This window comes from Brevundimonas sp. (assembly GCF_047617075.1).
Lineage (GTDB): Bacteria > Pseudomonadota > Alphaproteobacteria > Caulobacterales > Caulobacteraceae > Brevundimonas.
Genome location: NZ_JBLGCI010000002.1, coordinates 95693 through 122570 on the forward strand (window position 1 = coordinate 95693; position 26878 = coordinate 122570).

Below are 26878 nucleotides of genomic sequence, written 5' to 3' on the forward strand. Positions count from 1 at the left end.
AATCAACCCTCACCCTTCCCGCTCTCCAACTCTGCGATCCGCGCGCTGATCTGCTTCTCGAACTTGTAGATGTCGGTCAGGTCGTCGAGCAGGTGCCGCTCCTCATCCTTGGCCTTGAACGTGCCCAGATACTTCGTCGTGATCCCGTTGAAATGCAGCCGCGCGAGCGTCCGACGGTTGTTGTCGTCCAGCAGGATGGCGCAATAGGACTTGGCGTCTCGCATGATGATCCGCTTGGGATCCACGTGGCGCGAGGCGATGGCCTGCACGATGTGGAAGGCTGAAATTTCCTCGGCGGTGGTGGCGATGCCGATGTCGCCGATCTCTGCATCGCTCTTCGGCGTCTCGTTGTCGCCGCCGGATGCGTTCAGCGCCGACGAGAGCCGCTCATTGACTAGATCGCGCACGAAACTGGCGATGGACCCGACCAGAAGCTTGCGAAGATTGTCCTTCACGGCCGAGGTCACTCGCCCGTCATGGACGCGGGCCGCCATCATGCGCACGAACTCCTCGGACGGCTCCGCAAACTCCCGCTCCAGTTCCTTTCGCAACAGCGACTGAAGCTTGAGATTGCCGGCCTCCTGAACGATCCGGTCCACGTCGAAGGTGGCCTTCGAGAAGCTCTCGACCGTCTTCACATCGGTGGGCCGGATGGCGTCCATCGACAAGGTGAAGAACGGCTTGTCATCCATCTTGTTGGGGCGTTCGACGTCCGAGAAGAACTTGTAGACGACGCCGTTGGTCAGGATCGCGAGACGGGCCTCCGTGACGCTGAAATAGCGGAAAAGCTGGCTGGCGTGGTTGATGCTCAGTTCGACCGAGGCGGGTTTGCACTCCACCAGAATGGTCACCTTCCCATCCTTGCAGATGGCATAATCGACCTTCTCGCCCTTCTTGATCCCGACATCGGCGGTGAACTCGGGGATCACCTCGCCCGGATTGAAGATGTCGTAGCCCAGCGCCTGGATGAACGGCATGACCAGCGCGGTCTTCGCCGCCTCTTCAGTCAGCAGCACTTCCCGGTGTTCGAGAGTGCGCTTGTGCAACTCTCCGAGTTTCGCAGCCAGATCCATATGCCCCTCCCAGCGCCATGAACACGCGGAGGATGTATGGACCAGCGTTCGTCGTCCATCGTTATTTGATCTGGTGCCTTACCCGCACAAGACCGCCCCAATCCCGCCCCAAGCGTAACGCCCCCGTAACCTTCTGAAATCGCGCCGTTTCATGACGGCGATTTAACTCAGGCCCCCGCCGCAACCCTGCTATCGGCGACCATGAGCGGACCGTGTGTGTCCGAGGGGGCTGACCATCATGATGCGACTGAAGACTCTCCTGCTGGCCGGCGCCGCTGTGGCCCTGATCGGCGCCCCCGCCCACGCCCAGACCGCCCCGGCCGAGGACGCCCCGCCGCAAACGGCCGACGCCCCCGCCGAGGGCGAAGAGGCCACCACGGTCGAGGAGGTGGTGGTCACCACCGATCCCACCGCCGTGCGCACCTCCATCGATTCCATCAGCTACAGCCTGGCCAACGACCTGCAGGCGACCACCGGCAGTCTGGCGGACGCCCTGCGCAACATCCCCTCGGTGGACGTGGACCCGGAGGGCGGGGTGTCCCTGCGCGGGGACTCCAGCGTCACCATCCTGGTGGACGGGCGCCCCTCGGGCATCCTGTCCGGTCCCGGCCGGGGCCAGGCCCTGCTGCAACTGCCGGCGGACCAGTACGACCGCATCGAGGTCATGACCAATCCGTCCGCCGCCTACAGCCCCGAGGGCTCCGGCGGGGTCATCAATCTGATCACCCGGCCCACGGCGCCGCGCCGGGGGGTGCAGTCCACCGGCTCGGTGCGGGCCAATGTGGGCGATGACGGGCGCTGGAACCTGGGGCTCAGCGGCTCGCGCCAGAAGGACGACCTGACCCTGTCGGGGGATCTCAGCTACCGGTCCGACCCGAACCAGTTCTCGTTCCAGCGCGAGCGGGAGCAGCTGGATCCGGCCACCGGCGCCGTGGTGTCCACCACCACCACCGACCAGACCATGGACATGGACCAGAGCGGCGCCTTCGGCCGCTTCACCGCCGAATACCGCCTGACCGACCGCACCAGCCTCAGCGGCGAGCTGCGCGGGGTGGCCTTCTCCGGCGACGGCCTGAACAGCGCGGTGTTCCAGACCCGCGACGCCGGCGGCGCGGTGACCGCCGCCTATACGCGCGACACCGATGTGGGCTTTGACTTCGCCAATTTCGGCGGCACGGCGCGGGTGGTGCACCGGTTCGACGACGCGGGCCACGAGTGGTCCAACGAGCTGCGCTATGACGCCAACACCAACGAGAGCGGCGGCCTGGCCGTCAGCCGGTTCGCCGCGCCGGCCGCGCCGGACCTGTACGAGCGCACCGCCCAGGACAGCGAACAGGCCAGCGTGGGCCTCACCAGCGCCTATGTGCGGCCCTTCGAGGAGGCTGGCCAGCTGCGTCTGGGCTATGAGCTGAACCAGCAGCGCCCGGAACAGGACGTGGAATTCGCCCGCGGCCCGTCCGAGGCCGGCCTGACCGTCATCCCCGGCCTCAGCAACCGGTTCGAGGGTCGCCAGACGGTGCACGCCCTCTACGGCACCTATGAGCGGCCGCTGAGCGAGAAGCTGTCGGCCCAGTGGGGCCTGCGGCTGGAGCAGGCGGACATCCGCGTGGACGACCTGACCGGCGGCGTCTCGGCCTCCCAGGATTACTTCCGCGCCTATCCGTCCGCCCACGTCCAGTATCAGCTGACCGACGACCAGACCCTGCGCGCCAGCTATTCGCGCCGCATCCAGCGGCCCCAGCTGACTCAGCTGAACCCCTTCGTCTCGTATCAGGATCCCCAGAACCTGCGCTCGGGCAATCCGGATCTGGAGCCGCAGGAGACGGACTCCTTCGAGCTGATGTGGCAGCGCCGCGAGGGCCAGACCTTCTGGCAGGCCACCGCCTATGTGCGGGACACCGAGGGCGCCTTCACCGAGGCCGTGACCGACGTGGGCGGCGGCGTCCTGCTGACCCGGCCCGAGAACCTGGGCTCGCGCCTGGACGCGGGGGTGGAGCTGACCGCCAGCGGCCGCCTCAGCCCGACCCTGCGCTACAACGGCAGCGTCAATGTCTTCCGCCAGCAGATCGACTCCACCGGCATTCCCGGCGGCGGCGAGCGCGAGGCGACCCTGGCCAGCGGCCGGGTCAGCCTGAACTGGCAGCCGACGGAGGAGGACTTCGTGCAGGTGTCCGGCTTCTGGCAGGGCGAGACCCTGCTGGCCCAGGGCACGCGCGAGGCCGGCGGCATGCTGAACATCGGCTACCGCCGCAAGCTGACGGACAAGCTGTCCCTGAACATCACCGGGCGCGACGTGCTGAACAGCTTCAGCAACGACACGACGTTCGAGACGCCCCTGTTCCGCGAGCGGTTCCAGCAGGACATCCGCCTGCGCGCCTTCTACATCGGCCTCAGCTACAGCTTCGGCTCCGGCCCCCGCCGCCAGCCGGAACAGTTCGACTTCTCCACCGCGCCCACGGGGGGGTGAGCCGAAGGCGGCGCACAGTCCCCTTGTCATCCCGGCCGAGCCGCGCAGCGGCGAAGAGCCGGGACGGCCCGGAAGCCATTCAGTCTCTCCCGGACAGCCCGTCAGGGCTGAGCCGGGAGCCGCGCGGCCGCAACGACCGGTCGCCCGGACAGGCGCGCCTTCCGGGCGGGTGATGGGAGCGAGCTGTGCGTCCCGGATCGCGCCTTGCGCGTCCGGGATGACAAGGGGGCGACGCCCCTTCCCCCGGCCCGCACCGCCCCCCATGTGCCATCCATGACAAAGACCCTGAAGATCGATTTCGTCTCGGACGTGGTGTGCCCCTGGTGCGTGGTGGGGTTGGGCGGGCTGGAGACGGCGCTGGAGACGCTCAAGGGCGAGGGGATCGAGGCGGAGGTGCGGTTCCAGCCGTTCGAGCTGAACCCCGACATGGCGCCCGAGGGGGAGAACATCACCGAGCACATCGGCCGCAAATATGGCGCGACGCCCGAGCAGTCGGCGGCCAACCGGGCCAACATCACCGCGCGGGCGGCGGAGGTCGGCTTCGACATGCGCATGGATGCGGACAGCCGCATCTGGAACACCTTCGACGCCCACCGGCTGTTGCACTGGGCCGGAGAGACGGCGGGTCCGCAGCAACAGGCGAAGTTGAAGAAGGCCCTGTTCCACATCCACTTCACCGAGGGCCGCAACCTGACCGACGCGGGCGAACTGACCGCGGCCGCGCAGGCCGCCGGCCTGGACCGCGCCGGGGCCGCCGAGGTGCTGGCCTCGGGCCGCTATGTGGACGCGGTGCGCGAGGCCCAGGCCCTGTGGCGCGCGCGCGGCGTCAACGCCGTGCCCGCCGTGGTGGTGGAGGGGAAGTGGCTGATCTCCGGCGGCCAGCCGGCGGGGGTGTTTGAGGAGGCGCTCAGGAAGATGGCGGGGGCGTAATCAAATCCTAGAAACCCGGTACTCATCGTCAGGCGTTCGTTTGCGCGGCGGCCAACCTTCGAATCGCAGTTGGCCCTTGGTTCTCATCTGAGCTGCCATCTGACCCACGTGCATCCGGCGGACGACGTGTGAGGCAAGGACTTGAGGCCAAACGTCACCATAGGCGACGCTGTCCGGCGTGAGGGGAATTAGAGACATGAGAGTGGCTTCCGCCCGGCGGATTTCGGCGGGAAGATCCAACAAAGTGTCGTCCGGAGCCATCTCTGTGACAGATCCGAACATCTCAAACTGATTTGCCTTGGTTGAAATATCTCTTAGTTTTGCCTCGCCACGGATTTTGGATTGTTCGGTCAAGGCAAGAAGTTGGCAATCACGGAATACTTCTAATCCCCGCGCTTTTTTGGTCGCAAAGATCAGGGAGTAAAGAACCCTGTCGTGGAGGGGACGGAGGACCGGGGTCTCGGCGACGAACTTGAAATTTCCAATATCAGCAAGCCCCTGTGAGAAGGCACCAATCAGTATCTGCTTCCGCTCAGCAGGGGTCGCGCCCGTTGCGGTTAGCGCCGCTAGCTGCTCACGCCACTCACCGCCGGGGATGAGTTCGTTGATGCCGGCTACCGTCGGGGCCTCTGTCATGCTGGCTGCACGATTAACGAAATCGAACATGAAGTTAAAAAGCACTTCGCAGTTCTTGCGCCGAAGCAGCGGAGCGAGCTCAGCTGTGTTTATTCTCCAGCCCTTTGGGTCGATGAGTACAAAGGTGAACGCGCCCTCAGGTATCTGAGCGGCGATGGCTTTAGATTGGCTGCGAAAATCTGCCTTGTAGGTAGATATCCGAACGTCCGGAAATTTGGGTGTTATCGTCTCAAGGAGGCGATAGGCCCGAGGGGACTTCTCGACCAGATGGGCATGGACTTGAATAGCCTTGCCTCTTGCGGCCTGGAATGATTTCGCCTTTCTGAGCGCGCTGAGCGCTATGCAGAACGACGTATCTTCCAAGGACTGGCCTTGGCTCTGCCAAGGGCCGGAATAGCCATCTACGTAGACGATTTGATCGAAGCGGCTGGCGGTGATTTGAAATAACCGCTCAAGGTAGGTCTCAAGCAAATAGTGTTTAACGAAGGCCTGTTCTCGGCCCAGATATGATGCCTTGTCTCGCGCCATAAGCGAAACTCCCGGTTGTCACCCAAGACTTGTGGCTGATTCCGGTAGCTCATTCCACTCTCTGCCGTGCAGCATCCGTCCGGCCGCCTTCTTATTGGTCCCGCCCCACTGCTTGAAGAAAAAGGCGGTGCCAGCAGCCAGACAGGTCAGCCGGATCTCATCCACCCATTCTTTTTCCATCGGCCGGGCCCGTGGGCCGGATTCACCGCCCACGATAGCCCAATGGATGTTGTCCAGATTGGCCCCGGCGACGGACCCGATCAACGGCTCGAACGAAACGAACCGGATTATCGCGGGCGTTGCTCGCAAATCGTCCAAGCGCGACAAAACGGCCGCATCTTCAACGCTGGTTCCGAGCCAGACATGCTCCAGCGCGGGTAAGCCTGACGCGGTAATAACCTCGCGCATGCGTTCCGGCCGCTTGGTCAAGATTTGGTAGGTGTGCTGCGGCGTCCGTTCCATGACGCTCCAGACCTTGGCCACGAAATCAGCGGGCACGTCAGGATGGAACAGGTCCGACATTGAGTTGACGAAAACCTTGCGCGGCTTGCGCCATTTCAGTGGTGCCTCCAGCGAGGCCTCATCCAGCCGGACCTTGCCCGTCCAGACGTATCGCTTGCCACTCTTGCGCGTGAGGCCTTTGTACTTGTCAAGGCCCATGGCTTCCAGACGAGCCGCCATTCGCATCGCGTAGCAGTTGGTGCAGCCAGGTGTGATCACAAGGCACCCCGCGACGGGGTTCCACGTGATGTCGGTCCACTCGATGTCAGATAGCTGGGCCATGAGAACAAACCATGAACTTAAAGGGTGTGAATCGCCACCATGGTCCCGTCCGCCTTAAGCAATTGACTCCACTGGCTTCCGGCGCAGCTTGTCGATCAGCGGGCGCAGCTTCGTCCGTTCGCTATCGAACTTCTCCGCAGCCTTAAACAAGGCAGCGATCCCCGCATCCAGTGCCTCAATGGGCGCTTGTTCGGCAGCGATCAGTTCAGCAGCGGCCAATGCATTTTCCACTCCGGCGCGAGCGGCCAATAGAGCGTCAACGGCATTGGCGGTCGGCAGGTCAAGCAGCGACACGCCCTCTAACGCTCGCATCGAGATTTCAAGGCCGCGGGTGAACAGAAGCGCCTGGGCAACTTTAGCAGCCGGAAGGCCTTGTTCGGTCGCCTCGGCCCGGCGACGGCGGAGAATTTTCTCGGCGCCGCGCGTCACCACAATCAAAGCCCGAAGCAAAGCGAGATCACGGTTGCGCCTCTGTCGAGCTGCTTGACCATGCTCCCAAACCGCCCAAGCCAGAACGCCAGCCGCCGCTACTGCCGATACCGCGTTCCAATCGACAGCAAGCGGCACCGTCACACCTTCACCTCGATCTCCCCGCCCCCGGCGCGAAATTTCGCGCTCATCTCCGCCATTCCCTTCTCGGCCTCCTCCAGACTCCCGCCCGCATCGTTCTGCGCCGCGGCGGCGTCGCGGATGTCCTGGCTGATCTTCATGCTGCAGAATTTGGGGCCGCACATGGAGCAGAAGTGGGCGGTCTTGTGGGCGTCTTTCGGCAGGGTCTCGTCGTGGAAGCTGCGGGCGGTTTCGGGGTCTAGCCCTAAGTTGAACTGGTCCTCCCACCGGAACTCGAACCGGGCGCGACTGAGGGCGTCGTCGTGCAGGCGGGCGGCGGGGTGGCCCTTGGCCAGGTCGGCGGCGTGGGCGGCCAGCTTGTAGGTGATGACGCCGGTCTTGACGTCGTCGCGGTCGGGCAGGCCCAGATGCTCCTTGGGCGTGACGTAGCAGAGCATGGCGGTGCCGAACCAGCCGATCATGGCGGCCCCGATGGCTGAGGTGATGTGGTCGTAGCCGGGCGCGATGTCGGTGGTCAGCGGGCCCAGGGTATAGAACGGCGCCTCGCCGCAGTGCTTGAGCTGTTCATCCATATTGGCCTTGATCTTGTGCATGGGCACATGGCCGGGGCCCTCGATCATGACCTGGCAGCCTTTATCCCAAGCGATCTTCGTGAGCTCCCCTAACGTGCGCAGCTCGGCGAACTGGGCCTCGTCATTGGCGTCGGCGATGGAGCCGGGGCGCAGGCCGTCGCCGAGGCTGAAGGTCACGTCATAGGCGCGCATGATCTCGCAGATCTCGGCGAAATTCTCGTACAGGAAGGACTCGCGGTGGTGGGCCAGGCACCACTTGGCCATGATGGAGCCGCCCCGGCTGACGATGCCGGTGACGCGCCTGGCCGTCATGGGCACGAAGGGCAGGCGCACGCCCGCGTGGATGGTGAAATAGTCCACGCCCTGTTCGGCCTGTTCGATCAGGGTGTCGCGGAACACCTCCCAGTTGAGGTCCTCGGCCACGCCGCCGACCTTCTCCAGCGCCTGATAGATGGGCACGGTGCCGATGGGGACCGGGGCGTTGCGCACGATCCAGTCGCGGATGTTGTGGATGTTGCGGCCGGTGGACAGGTCCATGACCGTGTCGGCGCCCCAGCGGGTGGCCCAGACCATCTTGTCCACCTCGTCGGCCACGTGGCTGAGCACCGCCGAGTTGCCGATGTTGGCGTTGATCTTGACCAGGAAGTTGCGGCCGATGATGCACGGCTCCAGCTCCGGGTGGTTGATGTTGGCGGGGATCACCGCGCGGCCCCGGGCCACCTCCTCGCGCACGAACTCGGCCGTGACATGATCGGGGATGGACGCGCCGAAGTCCTCGCCGTCGCGGATGACCGCGCGGGCGGCGTCGCGGGCCAGGTTCTCGCGGATGGCGACGTATTCCATCTCTTCCGTGATGATCCCGGCGCGGGCGTACTCCAGCTGGGTGGCGGGGCGGCCCTGACGGGCGCGCCAGACCGGGCGGGCGCTGTCGTCGAAGGCGGGGGCCAGATGGGCGCCGGACGCGCCGCCGTTGTCCTCGGGCTTGACCTGCCGGGGGTCGGCCACCGGCTCCACGTCGCCGCGCCGGGCCAGCCAGGCCTCGCGGTGACGGCCCAGACCGCGCGCGATGTCGATGGCCGGGGCGTCCTCGGTGTAGGGGCCGGAGGGGTCGTAGACCACCACCGGGGGCTCCTCGGCCGTGGGGTGCAGGTCGATCTGGCGGTGCGGTACGCGGATGTGGGGGAATAGGGCGCCGGGCTCGTAAATCTTCTTGCCGCCCATGCGGGGGCCGACGGTGACGTCGCCCGTCTCGGGCGCACGGGAAGGGTTCTTCTTGGGGGAAGCGTGGATGTTCATGGCGCGGCCTCTTCGTTCGCAAGAGGGTGCGCCGACGATCAGAAAAGGCGGAGCGGTCCTGTGGCGCCGGGGCGTGAGGGCCGCCCGTTCCCGTCCCTTCGCCGGCATGACCCGGATCAGGTTCGACCGGTCAGAGGGACACCTCTATCTCAGCGGCTCGCTTGCCGCCCCCGGGAGAACAGGCGGCCAGCCTACGCCGATTTCACGGTTCCGACCAGCCCGTGACGCGGGCCTGACGAAACGCCCGCAGCCGTGTAAGCCGGAAACTTCAGACAGGAGCCTGCCCATGCATCTTTCCCGCTTTCCCCGTGTGCGCCTGGCGCATCTGCCCACGCCGCTGGAGCCGGCGCCGCGTCTGTCCGAGGCGCTGGGGGTGGAGATCTGGATCAAGCGGGACGACTGCACCGGCCTGGCGGGCGGGGGCAACAAGACCCGCAAGCTGGAGTTCCTGCTGGGCGATGCGCTGGCCCAGGACGCGGACACGCTTGTGACCCAGGGGGCGGTGCAGTCCAACCATGTGCGCCAGACGGCGGCGGCGGCGGCGGCCTGCGGGCTGGCGTGCGAGATCATTCTGGAGGAACGCACCGGGTCCACGGCGACGGACTATGTGGGCAACGGCAATGTGCTGCTGGACCGGCTGTTCGGGGCGGCGATCCGCACCGTGCCGGGCGGCACGGACATGGCCGCCGAGCTGGAGACCACGGCGGATGAGGTGCGGGCGCGCGGCGGGCGGCCCTATGTGATCCCCGGCGGCGGATCAAACGCCATCGGGGCGCTGGGCTATGTGGACTGCGCCCGCGAGATCGTGGTCCAGGCCGATGAGCTGGATCTGGAGATCGACCGCATCGTCACCGCCACGGGCAGCGCGGGCACCCATGCGGGGCTGGTGGCCGGACTGGCGGTGATGGGGGCCGACATTCCGGTGCTGGGCATCGGGGTCCGCGCGCCGAAGGACAAGCAGGAAGCCAATGTGCGCAAGCTGGCCCACGAGACCTGCGCCCTGCTGGGCCACGGCGATCGCATGAAGGACGACCTGGTGGTCGCCGACTGCAACTATGTGGGCGAGGGCTACGGCCTGATCGACGACGGGGTGATCGAGGCCCTCAAGCTGGCGGCGCGCACCGACGGGCTGGTGCTGGATCCGGTCTATTCGGCCAAGGCCATGAAGGGGATGATCGCCCTGGCGGGGCAAGGCCGCTTCGAGGGCGAGACGCTGGTGTTCCTGCACACCGGCGGGGCGCAAGGCCTGTTCGGCTATCACAGCGAGCTGGACGGCAAGCTGTAATGGGCAAGGTGCTGGGGGTTCTGGGCGGCATGGGGCCGGCGGCCACGGTGGCCTTTCTGGAGCAGCTTCAGGCCCTGACCCCGGCGGCGGGCGACGCCGACCACATCCGCGTCATCGCCGACATCAACCCCCGCGTGCCCAACCGCAACACCGAGCCGGAGGCGGCGGGGCGCGAACTGGCAGGCATGGCGGCGGCCCTGAGGGATGCGGGCGCCCAGGTGCTGGCCATGCCGTGCAACACCGCCCACGCCCATGCGGCGGCGATCAAGGAAGCGTCTGGTCTGCCGCTGATCCACATCATCGAGGAGACGGCGCGGGCGGTGCATGGGCGCGGTGCGCGGCGCCCCGGCGTGCTGGGCACGGGCGCCGGGCGGATGCTGCACGCGCAGCGTCTGGACGCCGTGCTGCTGGCCGAGGCGGACCAGGCGGCGTTCATGGACCTGATCGGGCGCATCAAGGCGGGTGATACAGGCGCAGCGGTGCGCGCCGGGATGGCCCGGCTGGCCGCCCGGCTGGTGGATCAGGGCGCCGACGCGGTGGTGGCGGGCTGCACCGAGGTTCCGCTGGTGTTGGGCGAGCGGGACCTGGCCGTCCCGCTGATCGACACCCTCCAGGTGCTGGCCGCCGCCTGCGTCAGGGCGTGCCGCTGATCAGCCGGCGGGATCGGTGACGTCGCCCTCGCGCACCGGCGCGCCCGCGAACTCGTCCACATAGGCCGGGGCCAGCAGGGCGCGGAACTCGGCTTGGGACACGGCGATCTCGTAACCGCCCTCGGCGTAGGGCCCCACCTGATACGGTCCGATCAGAAAGATCAGCCCGCCCGCCTTGCCCGGCGTGGTGGACGGCGCCAGCACGAAAGGCGTGGCGGCGGCGCGGGGGCAGGACCAGCCCCCCTGTGTCTCGTTCAGGCCGATACGCTCGGCGTTCGGGTTGCGCGTCAGACGAGCGGCGTTGACGGCGTCGCACAGGGCCTGGTCCAGCGAGGACAGGTCCGCCCCCCGGCGGAACAGCTGGGCCGGCTGCACGATGCGCTTCAGGGCCTTGTCCCAGATCACCGCCCCATAGGACGGGTTGGGGTGGGCGCCGCCGGTGTATTCGGAGCTGTTGCGTTGCAGGCTGATCAGCTTGCCGGTCTCGCCCGCAGCCACATAGTCGATATGCTTGGCGTAGGGCGGCAGATCCATGTCGCCTTCATATTCGGTGCGGTCCGCCTGGGCGCCCTCGGAGAAGGTGCGCAGCTCCCGCACGCCCTCGGCGTACAGGCGGGCGTGCAGGTCAGGCCGGGCGCGCACCGCGTCGGGCAGCTCCAGCTCCACCTGGGCGAAGCGGTTCTCGCTCTCGTAGGTCATGGGCGCCGCGCCCTCGGCGGGCGTGACCTGCGCCTCGTCCGTCGCCGGGGCGGGCGCATCGGGGGCGGCCTCGCGCTCGCGGCGCTCGCAGGCGGCCAGCGTCAGGGCCACGGCGGCGGAGAGGATCAGGGCGCGGGAAGCGGTTTTCATGGATGACGTCTCCTCGGGGAAGGAAGGGCGAGCCTACAACGAGATCGCGCCGAGCGCGACGGCCGCCAGCAGGATCAGGCCCGCCTCGCGGTTGGACTTGAACAGGCGCAGGGCCAGGGCGCCGTCGTCGGGCTTCACGCGGGCCACCTGAAGGGCCAGATGCCCGGCGTAAGCCAGCAGGCCCAGGGCGAACAGCGGGCCGAGCCCGGCCAGCACCCCGGCGCCCGCCGCGCACAGCACGGCCAGGCCGTAGAACACCGCGACGCCGGTCTTCACCCTGCCGCCCAGCCGCCGGGCGGAGGACTTCACCCCCACCATGGCGTCGTCCTCGATGTCCTGAAGGGCGTAGATGGTGTCGTAGCCCAGGGTCCAGAACACGCCGCCGAGGTAGAGGAGCAGTGCGGGTGCAAAGCCTTCAAGGGTCAACGCGATCCAGTAGTGATGCTGGACAGCGTAGGGGTCGGCCGCGAACAGGGTCCAGACATTCGCCGCCTCGGCCCACGGTTCGAGACCTGCGAGGGCCACCGTGGAAAGCGCCGCCGCATAGCCCATCAGGGCGCCCCAGTTGAAGGTCAGGCCCAGCCAGGCCTGTGGCCACCAGGTGATGCGCTTCATGAAGGGATAGGCCGCCACCAGAACCAGCGACCCGACGCCCAGCAGGATGGCGGTCAGGTTGAAGGTCAGCAGGATCAGCAGGCTGACCAGCGAACAGCCGATGACGAAGGCCCAGGCGCCCTTCACGCTGATGCGGCGCGAGGCCACGGGCCGGGCGGCGGTGCGGGCCACCTGCCGGTCGATGTCGCGGTCCACGATGTCGTTGAAGGCGCAGCCTGCCGCCCGCATCAGGCAGGCCCCGACGGCGAACGCGCCGACCAACCACCAGCCATAAGCGTCCGGCGCCGTCCGGTTCTGGGCCAGCGCCAGCGCGATCCCCTGCCAGCCGGGCAGCAACAGCAGCCAGATCCCGATGGGCCGGTCGAACCGGCCCAGCTTCAGCCACGGCTTCAGGCCCTCGGGCGCGAAGCGGTCCACCCAGTTGGCGCGCGCGGCGTCAGGAAGCGGCGAAGCAGTCATGAGGAGGGTCTAGCGAGCCGGCGCTCAGGGCGCCATGCGGCCTTCGGCTTCATGGAACGGAAAGACGATGTCGGGATCGGGATTGATCGGCTCCTCCCGATCCGGCCGCTCCAGCCGGGACAGGACATGGCTCATGACGCCCAGCCGTGCGTCCTTCTTGCGGTCCGTGGCGACGATGGTCCAGGGCGCGTGGCCGGTGTGGGTGGCCCACAGCATCTGGTCCCGCGCGGTGGAATAGGCGTCCCAGCGTTTCTGCGCCTCGCCGTCCAGGGGGGAGAGCTTGAACTTCTTCAGCGGGTCCTCCCGGCGCGCCTCCAGCCGGTCGGCCTGCTCCTCGCGGCTGATGTCCAGCCACAGCTTGATCAGGGCGATGCCGTGGCGGGTCAGCATGTCCTCGAACTCCGGCGCGTCCTCGAGGAAGGCCGCATGCTCGGCCGGGGTGCAGAAGCCCATCACCGGCTCGACCCCGCCGCGATTGTACCAAGAGCGGTTGAACACCACGAACTCGCCCGCCGCCGGGAAGTGCGGGGTGTAGCGCTGGAAATACCACTGGGTGGTCTCGCGCTCGGTGGGCTTGGGCAGGGCGACCACGCGGGTGGCGCGCGGCGCCATGTGGGCGGTCATGCGGCGGATAGCGCCGTCCTTGCCGGCGGTGTCCCGCCCCTCCAGAACCACCACCACCCGGCGGCCCTCGGCGATCAGCCAGGCCTGGGTCCGCACCATCTCCAGCTGGAGCCGCTTGAGGGTCGCCTTGTAACCGTCGGTTTTTCCCATGGCCTTACACTGCGTCCGGCGGGCTGCAGGCGCAAGCGGGGATGACGTGGCGCCCGATCCGGCTAGACTGGATGCGAGCGACAGGAGACCTCGCCATGATCGACCGCCGCCGCCTGATGCTGAGCGCCGCCGCCCTGACGGCGAGCGCCGCCGCCGAGCCCGCCCTGGCCATGCGCTCGCCCCGCGATGAGATGTTGGCTTCCGTGTTCGAAGGTTCCGGCGCCCCCGCCCTGGCCGGGGCCGTCATCGGTCGTGAGGGGCTGGTCTGGACCGCCGCGACCGGGGTTCGGGCCGCGGGCGGTGAGGACGCCGTGACCGATCAGGACCTGTGGCACCTGGGCTCCAACACCAAGGCCATGACGGCCATGCTGTACGGAAAGCTGGTGGAGGAGGGGCTGGCCCGGTGGGGCGCGACCCTGCCCGCGCTGTTCCCCGATCTGGAGATCGACGCCGCCTGGGCGGAGACGACCATCGAGGACCTGATGACCCACCGGGCGGGCCTGCTGGATGAAGCCGTGCTGGACCTGCCCACCCGATCCGGCGGGTTCAGCGATCCGCGCCCCATGGAGGACCAGCGCACTGACCTGGCCCGCCGCGCCCTGAGCGCGGCGCCAACGGGCGAACCGGGCGTCTTCGCCTATGGCAATCTGAACTACATCCTTGTGGGCGCCGCCATCGAGCGCATCACGCGGAACCCTTGGGAAGAGGCCATGCGGGCGCGGCTGTTCAACCCGCTAGGCATCTCCAGCGGCGGTTTCGGCCCGCCGACCGGCGACCAGCCGCGCGGCCACATGAACATGGGCGGACCCGTGCCGGTGCAGCCGGACCAGCCCGGTTCGGACAACCCCCCGTTCCTCGGACCGGCGGGCACGGCGCACATGACGCTGGCGGATTATGGCCGGTTCCTCGTGCTGTTCCTGACCGACGGCGGCGGGTTCGTGACTCCCGGGACCCTCACCCGGCTGACCACGCCTCCGGAAGGGGCGGAGTACGCCCTGGGCTGGGCCGTGGCGGCGAACAGCCCGCTGACCGGCGGCCCGATGCTGGCCCACGAGGGCTCCAACACCCTGTGGCACGTCACAACCATCGTGGCCCCCGCGCGGGGGCTGGCCGCCGTGGCCGCCTCCAACGACCATGGCAGGGGAGGCCCGGCGACCCAGGGGCTGGCCTTGCGCCTGATCCGTCCGGAGACCTGACCCGGGTCACGCGAACCGTTTTGGCGTCGTCACCAGCGTGGTCTAGAGAGGGCTGATGGATCGCGATCTGGCCGACTTCTGGAATCTGCTGTGGGAGTTGGCGCTGGGCGTGGCGGCGGGCTTCTTCCTGCTGAACGCCTTCGCCCCGCCCCAGGATCTGCCGTGGAAGCCGCTGGATCTGGGCGCTCCTATCGGCCGGGCCACGGCGGCCAAGGTGTCGGACTTCGAGCTGACCCGCACCTCGGCGGCCGAGGAAGCGACCGCCGTCACCGACGCCTGCATCGGGATGCTGCGCGACGCGGGGGTGGAGGTCGAGCGGGCCGAGGACCGCGAAGACGGCGGCTTCTGCATCGTGCGCGGGGCCGTGCGCATCACCGGCGGCGACGTGACGCCCCTGGCGCCCGGCGGGCTGGTCATGCAGTGCCCCCTGGCCATGCGCTATGTGATCTGGGACCGGCAGGTGCTGCGCCCCGCCGCGCGGGAGACCTTCGGCTCGGACGTGGCCCGGGTGGACAATTACGGCTCCTATTCCTGCCGCCGGATCTATGGCTCGGACCGGGTCAGCGACCGGCCCAGCGAGCACGCCCGCGCCAATGCGCTGGACGTGGCGGGCGTGACCCTGGAGGACGGCCGGCGCGTGACCCTGTCCGCGGACTGGGACGGCGAGGGCCCGAACGGGCGCGAGGGCTCCGTGTTCCTGCGCCGTCTCAGCCGGGGCGCCTGTCAGGTGTTCGCCACGGTTCTGGGCCCGGAATACAACGCCGCCCACGAGGATCACCTGCATTTCGACGGGGCCCAGCGCGGCCTCTGCAACTGAAAACGGCGAGTCGTTTCCCGGTTGACCGTTGTGGACAGACGGGTGAGAAAGTCGTCGCGGTGCGAGATCTCGCGTGGACTTTTCCCGTGCGGTCGTCCGTTCGTTTCGAGCGGGTTCTCACGATTGGACCGCCGTGCGCTCCGTCGGGGCGTACGACTGGAAGAAGCGCCATTACGGAGTGCGCAACATGGCGACCGGCACGGTCAAGTGGTTCAACCCCACGAAGGGCTTTGGCTTCATTCAACCGGAAAACGGCGGCAAGGACGTGTTCGTCCACGTCACCGCCGTTCAGAAGGCGGGGTTGCAGGGTCTCGATGAGAACGCCCGCATCGAGTACGAGCTTGAAGAACAGCGCGGCAAGACCGCCGCGGTGAACCTCAAGCTTCTCTAATCCTTCCGGCCGGAAGGCTCAGGATTCGAAGACAGGACGGGCGCGGGATCCATGGGTTCCGCGCCCGTTTGCCGTTCCAGGGCTGCGGGCGGGCGTTCCCGCGCCGACCACTGGGCCAGGATGACGGCGGACAGCACCAGAACGCCGCCGCCTATCTGCACGGCTGTCATGGTCTCGCCGAAGATCAGCCAGCCCAGCATCGCGGCCGCCACCGGCTGGATCAGGATGACCACGGCGGTCATGGCGGCCGACACCCGGCCCAGCGCCCAGGCCACCCCGCCCTGTCCCGCCACATGCATGACGCCCAGACCCAGGCAGGCGGCCCAGCCGGCCAGGGTGGCGGGAATGATGGACTCGCCCAGCACCAGACAGGCGCCCAGCATCAGGGGAATGGGGATGGCGGTGCTCCACAGCATGACCCGCACCGCCCCCGCGGTGGTTCGCGCGGCCTTCACCGCCAGGAAATAGCCCGCGTACCACAGCGCCACCGACAGGCTGAACAGGTCGCCCATCAGCGGGTTCGTCCCCTGCCCGCCGTCCGCGCCCGCCGCCATGGCGAAGGCGCCGGTCATGGCGAAAGCCAGAGCCAGCAGGAACACCGCGCGCGGCCTCTGCTTCAGGACGACCCAGGCGAACAGGGTCACGACGACCGGCGTGAGGTTGCACAGCACCGTGGCGTTGGCCACCGAGGTCATGACGATGCCGTAGTGCCAGAACGACAGGTCCAGAAAGAAGAACAACCCCGCCAGCGCCATCCATTTCGACGGCCGCCCCACGCCCTCGCCGCCCGGCCTGTGGGTCAGCAGGAACAGCAGCGGCAGGGCGAAAATGAACCGCCAAAGCCCCGCCGCCGCCGGCCCCGTCTCGGTCACCCGCACCAGAATCGGCGCCAGGCTCAGCACGAGCGCGGAGCAGACGAGAACGATCAGGGGAAGAACGGTCGTGAGGCGGGGCGAGATCATGGGCGCTCATAGCGCCGCTGCCCGGGCTTGGGGAGCGCAATCAGCCCAGTTTCAGGGCCTCGGCCAGCATGCGGGCCTCGGCGGCGCGGCTGGACCCCGCGCGCCAGGCCACCACGATCTCGCGGCGCGGGGGCAGGCCCGCGCTGGAGATGGAAATGGGCCGGGTGACGACGCCCGAGCCCTGGGTCAGGCCTGCGGTGACGGCCATACGCGGCAGGAAGCTGACGCCCAGCCCGGCGTCGATCATCTGCACCAGGGTGTGCAGGGAGCTGGCGGCGAAGACGTCGTCGCCGCGCGGCGTCTCGATGTCGATGGCGGCCAGGGCCTGGTCGCGCAGGCAGTGGCCGTCCTCCAGCAGGATCAGGTCCGAGGCCTCCAGATCGTCGGCGCCGAGGGTCTCGGCCAGGGCCAGGGGATGCCCGGCGGGGGCGGCGGCGAGGATTTCGTCATAGCCGATGCGGGCGTGGTCGATGCCCGCCGCCTCGTAGGGCAGGGCGATCACCGCCGCGTCCAGCTGGCCGCTCTTCAGCTGGGCCACCAGGCGGGGGGTCAGGTCCTCGCGCAGGAACAGGCGCAGGGCAGGGTGCCGGTCCTTCAGCCGCGGCAGGGTGGCGGGCAGCAGGAACGGGGCGATAGTGGGGATGACTCCCAGCCGGAACCGGCCGGACAGGGGCTTGCCGGCGTTGCGCGCGGCCTCCACCAGATCCTCGGTGCGGGCCAGCACATCCTCGGCGCGCTTGACCGCCTCGGCGCCCACGGCGGTCAGCTGGACCGCGCCGCGGGTGCGCTCCACCACCGGGGAGCCCAGCACCTTTTCAAGTTCCTGCACCCCGGCGGACAGGGCCGGCTGGCTGACGTGGGCGGCCTCCGCCGCGCGGCTGAACGAGCCGTGCTCGGCGAGCAGTTTGAGATACTGGAGCTGACGCAGGGTGGGGAGCATGATGGCGGCATAGGCCTTTCCTATGCAGAGATCAAAATCTATCGTTCGGCGTTATCCGACATGGAGGTTCGCTCTATGCTTTGGATAAGCAAATCTTATGGGGATGCGTCCTCGTGACAGTTTGACTTTGTGCGGCGCACAGTCCATCTCGCACCTGCGGTCGTCACCTCCCCCGACGATCAATCGAAACAAAAGCAACGGAGAAACCTGATGCTCGGCGTCGGTGCAAAACTGCCTGAATTCAAACTGGTCGGCGTGAAGCCCGGCTTCAACAATCACGAAGAGAACGGTGTCTCGGCCTTCGAGCCGATCACCCAGGACAGCTTCGAGGGCAAGTGGAAGGTGATCTTCTTCTATCCCAAGGATTTCACCTTCGTGTGCCCCACCGAGATCGCGGAATTCGCCAAGCTGGCCCGCGATTTCGAGGACCGTGACACCGTCGTCCTGGGCGGCTCCACTGACAACGAGTTCGTCAAGCTGGCCTGGCGCCGCGACCACGCCGATCTGGACAAGCTGCCGATCTGGTCCTTCGCCGACAACGGCGGCAAGTTCGCCCGCGATCTGGGCGTGCTGAACGAGGAAGAGGGCGTGGCCCTGCGCGCTACCTTCGTGGTGGATCCGCACAACGTCGTGCAGCACGTCTATGTCACAAACCTGAACGTGGGCCGCGCCCCGGCCGACACCCTGCGCGTGGTGGACGCCCTGCAGACCGACGAGCTGTGCGCCTGCAACCGCCCCGTCGGCGGTGAGACGCTGGCCGCGTAAAGACGGCGAACTGAGCATGTGGAGGCGGCGGCGCGATGTCGCCGCCTTTACGCTGCTTGTTTTTAAGGGCGCTATCGCTCGACGCGCGGCGTCTCTCTGCTTGAGCGCGTTCATGTCTTGCGGCTCAAGTAGCGAGCGCCCGCGGCGCGCGCGGTAGCCGCACAAACCATGGGGCTCAAGCAGCGAGCGGCCGCGCCGCGAGCGGTCGCCCCCAACGGAGAATTTTATGTCCATCGACGCCCTGCGCGACCTGATGCCGTCCTACGCCAAGGACATCTCGCTGAACCTCAGCTCCCTGGCCAACGAGACCCTGCTGAACGACCAGCAGAAGTGGGGCACGTTCCTGGCCTGCGCCCATGCCGTCGGTTCTGCGCCGGTGATCCGGGCGACCGAGGCGCTGGTCGCCGACAAGCTGAGCCCCGAGGCCGCCGACGCGGCCCGCGCCGCCGCCGCCATCATGGGCATGAACAACATCTATTACCGCTCGCTGCATCTGATGAAGAACAGCGAGTACCAGACCCTGCCGGCGCGCCTGCGCATGAACATCATCGCCAACCCGGGCGTGGAGAAGCTGGACTTCGAACTGTGGTCCGCCGCCGTTTCGGCCATCAACGGCTGCGGCGCCTGCCTGGACGCCCACGAGGGCGAGCTGAAGAAGCACGGCGTGGCCAACACCCAGGTCCAGGCCGCCCTGCGCATCGCCTCGGTGATGAATGCGGCGTCCCGGGTCGCGGCGGCCGAAGCCGCCCGCGCCTGATTTCAGTCTTCGGCGGGGGCGGGATCGCCCGTCTCCGCCAGCGCCTTGAGGCGGTTCAGCTGAAGGGTCAGGACGCCGTCCACCGGCCCGGCCCAGGCCTCCATGCCGCCGGGCGAAAAGCCGCCTACTGTATAGCTCCACGTCAGCCGGGTTCCCTGGCCCTCTTCGGCAAGGGTCCAGCCCATGCCGCCTGCGGCGCCGATGGTTTGCAGCGGACCCAAGGCGCCGGTCATGCGCAGGGTCTCGCCCGGCGTCACGTGGCTGACAGTCATATGCACGGCGCCGGCCCCGTCCGGCCCCGGTTCGCACCAGCAGCCGCCGGGCGTCAGTTCCAGGGTCATGGCCGAGGCGTCGCCGAACCAGCTGTGGTCGTCGCGCCACCACTGGCCGGGCTGGATCATGGCCCGCCACACGAGGGCGCGAGGCGCGTTGATGACGATCTCCCCGCCCACCTGAAATCCGTGCGGGGCGGTCTCGCGCACTTCGGTGCGGGCCGGGCTCGCGAGGGTCAACAGGGCCGTGGCGGCGATGAGCAATCTGAACATGGCGGTCCTCCGGCTGTAAGGGGGCGCCGTCCGCGTCCCGCCGTCAAGCCGCGTCGAAGCTCAGGGGCGCGCCCCAGAACTGGCTGACCATGGCGGACTGGGGCCCGGGCGCCCCGGTGGTCAGGAAGGTGCGGCGGCCAGAGGTTCCGATGTCGTAGTCCGGGTGGCGGCTGAAATAGCGCTCCAGCGAGTCCGCCACAGCGGTGGGCTGGTGGATCAGCTCCACCCCTTCGGGCAGGGCGCGTTTGAACACATCGGCGACGATCTCGTAGTGGGTGCAGCCCAGCACGGCCTTGTCCGGGTGGCGGCCGACGCGCCGACGCAGGGCGTCCACGTGATCACGGACCACCACTTCCAGCTCTTCCGCCGGGGCGCCCAGCTCGATCAGCCCGGCCAGTCCGGGGCAAGGCTCGGTGAAGACGGCGATGTCCTCGCGGCGCTTGTCGATCTCGATCTCGTAGACCCGGCTCATGGCCGTGGCGGCGGTGCAGAACACCCCGGTGACGGCGATGGCCTCGATCTTCTCGTCGCGGGGCTCGGCCTCATAGCTCCAGGGCAGGCCGGTGGCCGCCTCGATGGTGGGCACGATGATGCCCAGCACATTGACCGGACGACCCAGCCGCTCGCGCTCGCCGGGAATCCAGGTCTGCTGCAGGCGGCGCAGGGCGATGGCCGAAGCGGTATTGCAGGCCAGGACCACCACGGCGGCGCCCGCGTCGAACAGGCGGCGGCACCCCTCCCGCGTCAGCTCGACGATCTCCTCGCCGCCGCGCCCGCCGTAGGGGGCGTGGGCCTGATCGGCCAGATAGATGAAGTCGGCGCCGGGAAACCGGTTCACCAGCTCGCGGTGAACGGTCAGACCGCCCACGCCGGAATCGAAAACACCAATGGCCATGGCCGGGCTTTAGCCGGATTTCGTTGTGCCGAACAGGCTTGCGGCGGGCGGGGGGTCGCTCCATTACATACGTTCAGGTGACGGTCAGGCGCAGGGTGATACTGTGCGCGTCACAAAAGGCCGGAATGGGCGCGCGTTTTCGCGCCGATGGCCGGAAACAACGGGAGTCCCCATGAACAGACGTCAGATGATCCTCACCAGCGCCGGCGTGCTCGCGGTCAGCGCCTGCGCCACCATGCCCGCCGCCCCGGGGGCGGCCGAGACGGTGATGACCGGCAATCCGCTGGCCGACCCGTGGCCGGGCCCCTACCAGGGCGTGCCGCCGTGGGATCAGGTGACGCCGGACCTGCTGCGCGACGCCCTGAACAAGGGCATCGAGCAGATGCGCGCCGAGGTGGCCGCGGTGGTGAACAACCCCGAGCCCGCCACCTTCGAGAACACCATCCTGCCCATGGAGCGGGGCGGCCAGCACATCCAGCGCGCCGGTTCCATCTTCGGCGTGATGATCGGCAACATCGGTTCGGCCGACTATCAGGCCCTGAACCGCGAGATGTCGCCGATCCTGTCGGCCGCCAGCGACGAGATCACCTTCAACGAGGTGCTGTTCCAGCGCATCCAGGCCGTGCATGAGGGCGCCGAGGCCGCCGGGCTGACCGCCGAGCAGCGTCGCCTGGTCGAGCGGGAATACGAGGGTCTGGTGCGCAACGGCGCGGCCCTGGATGCCGCCGGCAAGGAAGAACTGGGCCGCATCAACCAGGCCCTGTCCACCGCCTTCACCGACTTCCAGCAGAAGGTGGTGGCCGACGAGCAGCTGTTCACCCACATCGAATCCGAGGCGGGCGTGGCCGGCCTGCCGGACTCCAACAAGTCCGCCGCCGCCGAGGCGGCCAGCAGCCGCGACCTGTCGGGCTATGTGATCGTCAACACCCGTTCCGCCGTGGATCCGTTCCTGACCTTCGGCGACGACCGCGGCATGCGCGAGCAGATTTGGCGCAAATTCGTCAATCGCGGCGACAACGGCGACGCCAACGACACCAATGCGACCATCGCCGAGATCCTGCGCCTGCGCGCCGAGCGCGCCCGCCTGCTGGGCTTCGAGACCCACGCCCATTGGCGCATGCAGGACACCATGGCCAAGACGCCCGAGGCGGCCATGGAGCTGATGATGCGGGTCTGGCCGCCCGCCGTCGCCCGCGTCGGCGAGGAAGTGGCCGAGATGACCCGCATGGCCGGTCACGAAATCGAGCCCTGGGACTACCTCTACTACCTCGAGAAGGTCCGCAAGGAGCGCTACGACCTCGATCAGAACGACCTGAAGCCCTATTTCGAGCTCAACTCGATGAAGCAGGGCGCCTTCTACATGGCTGAACGCCTGTACGGCATGGTGTTCACGCCGCTGCCGGACGGCACGGTCCCGGTGTTCCATCCGGACGTGAAGGTGTTCGAGGTCACCGACAAGGACTCCGGCGAGCACATCGGCCTGTTCTATTCGGACGACTTCGCCCGCTCGGGCAAGCGTTCGGGCGCCTGGATGACCACCTACCGCAGCCACTCGACCATCGACGGCGAGCGCAATGTGCTGGCGTCCAACAACAACAACTTCATCAAGGCGCCGGCGGGCGAGCCGCTGCTGATCTCGCTGGACGACACCCAGACCCTGTTCCACGAGTTCGGCCACGCCATCCACTATCTGCTGTCCACGGTGAACTATCCCAGCCTGGGCGGCACGCCGCGCGACTTCGTGGAGTATCCGTCGCAGGTGCACGAGAAGTGGGTGCTGACCCGTCCGATCCTGGACCAGTTCGCGCGCCATCACGAAACGGGCCAGGCCATGCCGCAGGCCCTGCTGGACAAGATCGAGGAGTCTTCGACCTTCGCAGAGGGCTATCACACCGTCAGCTATCTCTCGTCGGCCCTGGTGGACATGGACCTGCATAACCGGGCCCAGCCGGTGACCGACCCGAACGCCTTCGAGCGCGAGAGCCTCGAGCGCATCGGCATGCCGCGTCAGATCGTGATGCGGCACCGCCTGCCCCAGTTCAATCACCTGTTCACGTCCGACGCCTACTCGGCCGGCTACTACTCGTACCTGTGGTCCGAGGTGATGGACGCGGACACCTGGGCGGCCTTCACGGAGACGGGCGATCCGTTCGATCCGGAGACGGCGCGCCGGTTCAAGGAGATCATCCTGGCCCCGGGCAACACCACGGACCGGGCCGAGGCCTATCGCCAGTTCCGCGGCCGCGATCCGGATGTGACGGCCCTGCTGCGCACGCGCGGCTTCCCCACCAGTTAAGCGCGCGTCTCAATCGCAAGGACTGGAGGCCCGCCGGAGCGATCCGGCGGGCCTTTTTCCTGCGTATACCCCCTTCTGTCGGGCGCCAGACAGACAGCTTTGCAGGAACCACCTATGGGTGAGTCTCAATGCACAGGGGGCTGTGCCAGGGGCGTCGGTGAGTATCTACACATTCATGTTTATGGACGCGGCCGGGGTTTCGGCCATGCTGGAGTTCGACGACTGCGCCGACGATCAGGCGGCGCGTCGGCGCGCCCTCGACTTGCTGGCCTCGGCTCCGCATCGAGGGGGCGTTGAATTCTGGGTCGAGGGGGGCCAGCCCATGCGCGTCACCGCCACCGATCTGTCGGCGTCCAGCTAGGCTTCGGGTCATGTTGATGAACCAGAAGCTCACGGCCAACCGCCTGCTGGGTTCGCTGAGCGAGGCCGACCGCATGGCCTTGTCGCCCTATCTGACCCGCGAGGCCATGGTCAGCGGCCACCTGTTCTACGAACCGGGCGACACCATCCAGCACCTGCATTTCGTCGAGAGCGGCGTGGTGTCCCTGATGACCCTGCTGCGCGAGGGCGACGCGGTGGAATGCGGCATGGTGGGCCGCGAGGGATTGCTGGGCGCGGGACCGGCGCTGGCGGGTCTGCCAGTTTACACCCGCGCCATCTGTCAGGTGTCCGGCTCCACCCTCAAGATGGGGCTGGAGGACTTTCTGGGCCTGGTCGCCACACGGCCCACGTTCCGGCACGCCCTGTTCCAGTATCTGGAGGGTCTCGCCAATCAGGCCCAGCAGTCGGTGGCGTGCCGGGCCTGGCACCGGGCCGAGGCGCGCTTCTGCCGCTGGCTGGTGGCGGCCTGCGATCAGGCCGGGCGCGACGAGATCGACCTGACCCAGGAATTCCTGGCCCAGATGCTGGCGGTTCAGCGCACCACCGTCAGCCAGATCGCGGGCGAAATGCAGGCCCTGGGCCTGATCCAGCAGAAGCGCGGCCGCATCGCCATCCTCGACCGGCCGGGCACGGAAGCCCGCGCCTGCGAGTGCCTTCATGCGCATCGCTCGCGCTGGAACGACGTCTGGCCGCTGTCGCTGGATAAGAGCTAGCCGCTGTTCCGCAGCCCGGCGGCCACGCCGTTGATGGTGAGCAGAATGCCTTCGCGAACGCGCGGGTCGTCGTCGCCCGCGCGGCGGCGACGGATCAGCTCGATCTGTACGTGGTTGAGCGGCTCCACATAGGGCATGCGCAGGCTGATCAGGCGGTCCAGCTCGGGCTGGCCGCCCAGCAGGTCGTCATGGCCGGTGATGGCCAGCACCGCGTCGCGGGTGCGATCATGCTCGGACTGGATGGCGCCGAACACCCGCATGGCCAGCGCCTTGTCCGGCACCAGCGAGGCGTAGCGACGGGCGATGGACATGTCGGCCTTGGCCAGCACCATCTCCAGGTTCTGGACCAGCGTCCTGAAGAAGGGCCAGTCCGCCGCCATGGCCCGCAGCTCCTCCATGTCCGCGTCCTTGATCGCCGAGCCGAAACCGAACCAGCCCGGCAGCATGACCCGCGACTGGGACCAGCTGAACACCCACGGAATGGCGCGCAGGTCCTCGATGGCGGTGGAGGTGGAGCGTGAGGCCGGGCGCGAGCCGATCTTCAGATCCGCGATCTCGGCGATGGGGGTGGCGGCGCGGAAATAGTCCACGAAGCCCGGCGTGTCATAGACCACCGCCCGATAGGCGGCCATGGAGGCGCGGGACAGGGTCTGCATGGTCGCGCCGTGGCGTTCGGTCAGGCTCTCGTCGGCGGGCGGGCGCAGGGAGTTGAGCAGCACCCCGCAGGTCAGGGCGTCCAGGTTGCGGGCCGCCACCTCGGGCTCGCCGTACTTGTTGGCGATGACCTCGCCCTGTTCGGTGATGCGGATGCGGCCGGCCACGGTCCCCTGGGGCTGGGCCAGAACGCCCGCGAAGGACGACCCGCCGCCCCGGCCCACGGTGCCGCCCCGGCCGTGGAACAGTTGCAGCTTCAGACCCGCCGCCTGGGTCACCCCCAGCAGGGCGCGCGACGCCTCGTGCAGTTCCCAGGTGGACGTCAGGTAGGAGCCGTCCTTGTTGGAGTCCGAATAGCCGATCATCACTTCCTGCACGCCGCGCGCCTGGGCCACGGCGCGGGCGGACGGTTCGGCCAGCAGGCGCTCCAGCGTCGGCTGGGAGGCGCGCAAATCCTCGATGGTCTCGAACAGGGGCGCGGCCTGGATCGGGCATTGCTCCGGCGCCTCCGACCGGTACAGTCCGACCTCCTTGAGCAGCAGATAGACCTCCAGCATGTCCGACGCCGAGGTGGTCTTGGACACGATGTGGGTGCGCACGGCGTTCGGGCCGTACAGCCGCAGGGCCTCGCCCGCCGCCGCCAGAATGGCCCGCTCCTTCAGCGTTTCGTCTTCATAATCCGCATACGGAGAGAACAGCGGGCGCGAGGATTCCAGCTCGGCGGCCAGCAGGGCCAGACGGGCCTCCTCATCCAGCGCCAGATAATCGTCGCACACCCCGGCCACCTTGAGCAGGTCCGCGACAACGCGCTCGTGCACATCGGAGTTCTGGCGCAGGTCCACCGTGGCCATGTGGAAGCCGAACACGTCCACGGTGGTGATCAGGCGGTTCAGGGAGTCGTCGGCGAAGACCGCTCCGTGGTTCTCGGTCAGGGAGGCGTGCAGCACCTGAAGATCGGCGCGGAACCCGGCCGGGCCTTCATAGGGCGGCGCCTCGAACCGGGCCGGACGGGGCGCGGGAACGCGGGTCAGCAGCGGGAAGGTGGCCGACAGGCGGGCGTAGATATGGCTGAGCGCCTTGCGATAGGGCTCGTCGGCGCGGTGGTCCGAGGTGTCGCCGGACCCTTCGGCCAGGGCCTTCATCTCGGGGCTGATGCGGGCCAGGGCCCCGGACAGGCTGAGTTCGGCGCCCAGGGCGTGCACCTGATCCATGTAGTGGGCCAGCACAGCGCGGGACTGGGTGCGGAAGGCGGCGGTCAGCACTTCGGCGTTGACGTTGGGATTGCCGTCCCGGTCGCCGCCGACCCAGCTGCCGATCTTCAGGAAAGGCTTGAGGTCCGGGGCCTCCAGCAGGTCCCGCCAGGCGTGCAGGCGCTCGGGCGCCACGTTCAGGAACACCCGTTCAAGGAAGGACACCACGGTGTTGATCTCGTCCTGCACCACCAGCCGGCTCTGGCGCACCAGTCGGGTGGCCCACAGGATGACGATCTGGCGACGCAGGCCCGCGTTGCGCTGCTCGATGTCGCAGGCAGGCCCGCCCTTGTCGCAGGCGTCCAGCAGATCGCTGACCCCGGCGATGCGGTCGATGACGCTCTTGCGCCGCACCTCGGACGGGTGGGCGGTCAGGACGGGCGAAATCAGGGCTTCCGCCAGCAGATCCCGGATTTCATCCTTGCCCACGCCTTGATCCGCCAGACGTTTCAGCGCGCCGGCGGGCGTGTCGGGCCGGGCGCCGGCCTCAGCCTGGTCCAGGGCGCGGCGCTTGCCGGCCCGGTCCTCGGCGATATTGGCCAGCAGGGAGAAGGCCGCGAAGCCGTGGGCCAGACCGACCGCCTGATCCAGATCGATGTCCTTGAGCAGGGCCTCCAGCGCCTCGGCGTCGCCGTCGTCGTCGCGGTGATAGGCGACGGAGGCCTGACGCACCGCCTCGATGCGGTCGAACAGCGCCTGACCGCCCTCATCCTTGATGACCTCGCCGAGCATCGCGCCCAGCAGGCGGATTTCGTCACGCAAGGTCTCGTCGGCGGCAGTGGGCGTCATGTCATATCCTGAAAGCTCGGGGAGGCGCACAGTCTGACCC

At 67.9% G+C, this 26878-nt stretch carries 25 protein-coding genes and 1 riboswitch; of the genes, 12 read left to right on the plus strand and 13 right to left on the minus strand.

Annotation, left to right across the window (positions count from 1 at the left end):
- Positions 1-2: 2 nt before the first annotated feature.
- Entirely contained in the window at positions 3-1073 is a 1071-nt protein-coding gene (locus ACI8U3_RS02400) for a type I restriction endonuclease (protein WP_415013266.1), read from the minus strand.
- A 238-nt stretch (positions 1074-1311) separates the two neighbouring features.
- Between ACI8U3_RS02400 and ACI8U3_RS02405 the strand changes: the two genes are divergently transcribed.
- On the plus strand, positions 1312-3540 hold the full coding sequence (locus tag ACI8U3_RS02405; RefSeq protein ID WP_415013267.1) for a TonB-dependent receptor domain-containing protein: 2229 nt from the start codon (positions 1312-1314) through the stop codon (positions 3538-3540).
- 273 nt (positions 3541-3813) lie between these two features.
- Positions 3814-4470 (plus strand): DsbA family oxidoreductase, encoded by a 657-nt coding sequence (locus tag ACI8U3_RS02410; protein WP_415013268.1) that lies wholly within the window; start codon positions 3814-3816, stop codon positions 4468-4470.
- Here the strand turns inward: ACI8U3_RS02410 and tcmP are convergent, their stop codons facing one another.
- Genes tcmP through thiC form a run of 4 tightly spaced genes read right to left on the minus strand, consistent with a single transcriptional unit; the run spans position 4471 to position 8855 of the window.
- Positions 4471-5634, minus strand: coding sequence for a three-Cys-motif partner protein TcmP (tcmP, locus tag ACI8U3_RS02415; protein ID WP_415013269.1), 1164 nt, complete (start codon positions 5632-5634; stop codon positions 4471-4473).
- Between the two features lie 18 nt (positions 5635-5652).
- Positions 5653-6417 carry a DUF5131 family protein gene (locus tag ACI8U3_RS02420; RefSeq protein ID WP_415013270.1) on the minus strand — a complete coding sequence of 255 codons (765 nt, stop codon included), beginning with the start codon at positions 6415-6417 and terminating at the stop codon, positions 5653-5655.
- Between the two features lie 54 nt (positions 6418-6471).
- Positions 6472-6990 (minus strand): hypothetical protein, encoded by a 519-nt coding sequence (locus ACI8U3_RS02425; RefSeq protein WP_415013271.1) that lies wholly within the window; start codon positions 6988-6990, stop codon positions 6472-6474.
- Positions 6987-8855, minus strand: coding sequence for a phosphomethylpyrimidine synthase ThiC (gene thiC, locus ACI8U3_RS02430; protein WP_415013272.1), 1869 nt, complete (start codon positions 8853-8855; stop codon positions 6987-6989). The genes ACI8U3_RS02425 and thiC overlap by 4 nt, the downstream gene beginning before the upstream one ends.
- Positions 8856-8930: 75 nt before the next feature.
- Positions 8931-9039: riboswitch (TPP riboswitch) on the minus strand.
- A gap of 102 nt (positions 9040-9141) precedes the next feature.
- On the opposite strand from thiC, the gene ACI8U3_RS02435 reads away from it, so the two are divergent.
- Complete coding sequence (locus tag ACI8U3_RS02435) at positions 9142-10140, plus strand: D-cysteine desulfhydrase (RefSeq protein WP_415013273.1); 999 nt, start codon at positions 9142-9144, stop codon at positions 10138-10140.
- Entirely contained in the window at positions 10140-10790 is a 651-nt protein-coding gene (locus tag ACI8U3_RS02440) for an aspartate/glutamate racemase family protein (RefSeq protein WP_415013274.1), read from the plus strand. The genes ACI8U3_RS02435 and ACI8U3_RS02440 overlap by 1 nt, the downstream gene beginning before the upstream one ends.
- On the opposite strand, the gene ACI8U3_RS02445 is transcribed toward ACI8U3_RS02440, so the two are convergent.
- The 3 genes from ACI8U3_RS02445 to ppk2 are packed head-to-tail and all read right to left on the minus strand — an operon-like array spanning position 10791 to position 13487.
- Positions 10791-11639, minus strand: a complete 849-nt coding sequence (locus ACI8U3_RS02445; RefSeq protein WP_415013275.1) for a PdaC/SigV domain-containing protein — start codon at positions 11637-11639, stop codon at positions 10791-10793. It abuts the gene before it with no gap.
- Between the two features lie 33 nt (positions 11640-11672).
- Entirely contained in the window at positions 11673-12713 is a 1041-nt protein-coding gene (locus ACI8U3_RS02450) for a UbiA family prenyltransferase (RefSeq protein WP_415013276.1), read from the minus strand.
- A 24-nt stretch (positions 12714-12737) separates the two neighbouring features.
- On the minus strand, positions 12738-13487 hold the full coding sequence (gene ppk2 / locus ACI8U3_RS02455; RefSeq protein WP_415013277.1) for a polyphosphate kinase 2: 750 nt from the start codon (positions 13485-13487) through the stop codon (positions 12738-12740).
- Positions 13488-13582: 95 nt separating this feature from the next.
- Here ppk2 and ACI8U3_RS02460 point away from each other — a divergent pair, with 95 nt between their 5' ends.
- The 3 genes from ACI8U3_RS02460 to ACI8U3_RS02470 all read left to right on the plus strand — a co-directional run bounded on the left by ACI8U3_RS02460 (position 13583) and on the right by ACI8U3_RS02470 (position 15891).
- Positions 13583-14683 (plus strand): serine hydrolase domain-containing protein, encoded by a 1101-nt coding sequence (locus tag ACI8U3_RS02460; RefSeq protein WP_415013278.1) that lies wholly within the window; start codon positions 13583-13585, stop codon positions 14681-14683.
- 55 nt (positions 14684-14738) lie between these two features.
- Positions 14739-15500 carry an extensin family protein gene (locus ACI8U3_RS02465; protein ID WP_415013279.1) on the plus strand — a complete coding sequence of 254 codons (762 nt, stop codon included), beginning with the start codon at positions 14739-14741 and terminating at the stop codon, positions 15498-15500.
- 187 nt (positions 15501-15687) lie between these two features.
- On the plus strand, positions 15688-15891 hold the full coding sequence (locus ACI8U3_RS02470) for a cold-shock protein (RefSeq protein WP_415013280.1): 204 nt from the start codon (positions 15688-15690) through the stop codon (positions 15889-15891).
- Here ACI8U3_RS02470 and ACI8U3_RS02475 read toward each other — a convergent pair.
- Positions 15888-16853 (minus strand): DMT family transporter, encoded by a 966-nt coding sequence (locus ACI8U3_RS02475; protein WP_415013281.1) that lies wholly within the window; start codon positions 16851-16853, stop codon positions 15888-15890. The two genes, ACI8U3_RS02470 and ACI8U3_RS02475, sit on opposite strands and share 4 nt — an antisense overlap.
- A gap of 40 nt (positions 16854-16893) precedes the next feature.
- On the minus strand, positions 16894-17793 hold the full coding sequence (locus tag ACI8U3_RS02480; RefSeq protein WP_415013282.1) for a hydrogen peroxide-inducible genes activator: 900 nt from the start codon (positions 17791-17793) through the stop codon (positions 16894-16896).
- A 210-nt stretch (positions 17794-18003) separates the two neighbouring features.
- Between ACI8U3_RS02480 and ACI8U3_RS02485 the strand changes: the two genes are divergently transcribed.
- Both ACI8U3_RS02485 and ACI8U3_RS02490 read left to right on the plus strand, forming a co-directional pair.
- Complete coding sequence (locus ACI8U3_RS02485; RefSeq protein WP_415013283.1) at positions 18004-18558, plus strand: peroxiredoxin; 555 nt, start codon at positions 18004-18006, stop codon at positions 18556-18558.
- 226 nt (positions 18559-18784) lie between these two features.
- A complete protein-coding gene (locus ACI8U3_RS02490) occupies positions 18785-19315 on the plus strand; it encodes a carboxymuconolactone decarboxylase family protein (protein ID WP_415013284.1) in 531 nt (176 codons plus the stop codon).
- 2 nt (positions 19316-19317) lie between these two features.
- Here the strand turns inward: ACI8U3_RS02490 and ACI8U3_RS02495 are convergent, their stop codons facing one another.
- Positions 19318-19860 (minus strand): SRPBCC family protein, encoded by a 543-nt coding sequence (locus ACI8U3_RS02495; RefSeq protein WP_415013285.1) that lies wholly within the window; start codon positions 19858-19860, stop codon positions 19318-19320.
- 43 nt (positions 19861-19903) lie between these two features.
- Positions 19904-20755: a glutamate racemase gene (locus ACI8U3_RS02500; protein WP_415013286.1), complete on the minus strand. Its 852-nt coding sequence runs from the start codon at positions 20753-20755 to the stop codon at positions 19904-19906.
- A gap of 172 nt (positions 20756-20927) precedes the next feature.
- Here ACI8U3_RS02500 and ACI8U3_RS02505 point away from each other — a divergent pair, with 172 nt between their 5' ends.
- The 3 genes from ACI8U3_RS02505 to ACI8U3_RS02515 all read left to right on the plus strand — a co-directional run bounded on the left by ACI8U3_RS02505 (position 20928) and on the right by ACI8U3_RS02515 (position 24145).
- Positions 20928-23051, plus strand: coding sequence for a M3 family metallopeptidase (locus ACI8U3_RS02505; protein WP_415013287.1), 2124 nt, complete (start codon positions 20928-20930; stop codon positions 23049-23051).
- Between the two features lie 157 nt (positions 23052-23208).
- Complete coding sequence (locus tag ACI8U3_RS02510; protein WP_415013288.1) at positions 23209-23412, plus strand: hypothetical protein; 204 nt, start codon at positions 23209-23211, stop codon at positions 23410-23412.
- Between the two features lie 16 nt (positions 23413-23428).
- Entirely contained in the window at positions 23429-24145 is a 717-nt protein-coding gene (locus tag ACI8U3_RS02515; protein ID WP_415013289.1) for a Crp/Fnr family transcriptional regulator, read from the plus strand.
- Here the strand turns inward: ACI8U3_RS02515 and ppc are convergent.
- Positions 24142-26838, minus strand: coding sequence for a phosphoenolpyruvate carboxylase (ppc, locus tag ACI8U3_RS02520; RefSeq protein WP_415013290.1), 2697 nt, complete (start codon positions 26836-26838; stop codon positions 24142-24144). The genes ACI8U3_RS02515 and ppc overlap by 4 nt on opposite strands.
- Between the last annotated feature and the right edge of the window lie 40 nt (positions 26839-26878).

What these genes read in the sequence shown, in the direction of transcription:
- ppc (WP_415013290.1), bottom strand. Translation starts at nt 26,838, where the DNA reads ATGACGCCCACTGCCGCCGACGAGACCTTGCGTGACGAAATCCGCCTG.
- ACI8U3_RS02480 (WP_415013282.1), bottom strand. Translation starts at nt 17,793, where the DNA reads ATGCTCCCCACCCTGCGTCAGCTCCAGTATCTCAAACTGCTCGCCGAG.
- tcmP (WP_415013269.1), bottom strand. Translation starts at nt 5,634, where the DNA reads ATGGCGCGAGACAAGGCATCATATCTGGGCCGAGAACAGGCCTTCGTT.
- ACI8U3_RS02450 (WP_415013276.1), bottom strand. Translation starts at nt 12,713, where the DNA reads ATGACTGCTTCGCCGCTTCCTGACGCCGCGCGCGCCAACTGGGTGGAC.
- ACI8U3_RS02515 (WP_415013289.1), top strand. Translation starts at nt 23,429, where the DNA reads ATGAACCAGAAGCTCACGGCCAACCGCCTGCTGGGTTCGCTGAGCGAG.
- ACI8U3_RS02465 (WP_415013279.1), top strand. Translation starts at nt 14,739, where the DNA reads ATGGATCGCGATCTGGCCGACTTCTGGAATCTGCTGTGGGAGTTGGCG.
- ppk2 (WP_415013277.1), bottom strand. Translation starts at nt 13,487, where the DNA reads ATGGGAAAAACCGACGGTTACAAGGCGACCCTCAAGCGGCTCCAGCTG.
- ACI8U3_RS02505 (WP_415013287.1), top strand. Translation starts at nt 20,928, where the DNA reads ATGAACAGACGTCAGATGATCCTCACCAGCGCCGGCGTGCTCGCGGTC.
- ACI8U3_RS02405 (WP_415013267.1), top strand. Translation starts at nt 1,312, where the DNA reads ATGATGCGACTGAAGACTCTCCTGCTGGCCGGCGCCGCTGTGGCCCTG.
- ACI8U3_RS02435 (WP_415013273.1), top strand. Translation starts at nt 9,142, where the DNA reads ATGCATCTTTCCCGCTTTCCCCGTGTGCGCCTGGCGCATCTGCCCACG.
- ACI8U3_RS02490 (WP_415013284.1), top strand. Translation starts at nt 18,785, where the DNA reads ATGTCCATCGACGCCCTGCGCGACCTGATGCCGTCCTACGCCAAGGAC.
- ACI8U3_RS02410 (WP_415013268.1), top strand. Translation starts at nt 3,814, where the DNA reads ATGACAAAGACCCTGAAGATCGATTTCGTCTCGGACGTGGTGTGCCCC.
- ACI8U3_RS02470 (WP_415013280.1), top strand. Translation starts at nt 15,688, where the DNA reads ATGGCGACCGGCACGGTCAAGTGGTTCAACCCCACGAAGGGCTTTGGC.
- ACI8U3_RS02440 (WP_415013274.1), top strand. Translation starts at nt 10,140, where the DNA reads ATGGGCAAGGTGCTGGGGGTTCTGGGCGGCATGGGGCCGGCGGCCACG.
- thiC (WP_415013272.1), bottom strand. Translation starts at nt 8,855, where the DNA reads ATGAACATCCACGCTTCCCCCAAGAAGAACCCTTCCCGTGCGCCCGAG.
- ACI8U3_RS02445 (WP_415013275.1), bottom strand. Translation starts at nt 11,639, where the DNA reads ATGAAAACCGCTTCCCGCGCCCTGATCCTCTCCGCCGCCGTGGCCCTG.
- ACI8U3_RS02485 (WP_415013283.1), top strand. Translation starts at nt 18,004, where the DNA reads ATGCTCGGCGTCGGTGCAAAACTGCCTGAATTCAAACTGGTCGGCGTG.
- ACI8U3_RS02460 (WP_415013278.1), top strand. Translation starts at nt 13,583, where the DNA reads ATGATCGACCGCCGCCGCCTGATGCTGAGCGCCGCCGCCCTGACGGCG.
- ACI8U3_RS02400 (WP_415013266.1), bottom strand. Translation starts at nt 1,073, where the DNA reads ATGGATCTGGCTGCGAAACTCGGAGAGTTGCACAAGCGCACTCTCGAA.
- ACI8U3_RS02420 (WP_415013270.1), bottom strand. Translation starts at nt 6,417, where the DNA reads ATGGCCCAGCTATCTGACATCGAGTGGACCGACATCACGTGGAACCCC.
- ACI8U3_RS02500 (WP_415013286.1), bottom strand. Translation starts at nt 20,755, where the DNA reads ATGGCCATTGGTGTTTTCGATTCCGGCGTGGGCGGTCTGACCGTTCAC.
- ACI8U3_RS02495 (WP_415013285.1), bottom strand. Translation starts at nt 19,860, where the DNA reads ATGTTCAGATTGCTCATCGCCGCCACGGCCCTGTTGACCCTCGCGAGC.
- ACI8U3_RS02475 (WP_415013281.1), bottom strand. Translation starts at nt 16,853, where the DNA reads ATGATCTCGCCCCGCCTCACGACCGTTCTTCCCCTGATCGTTCTCGTC.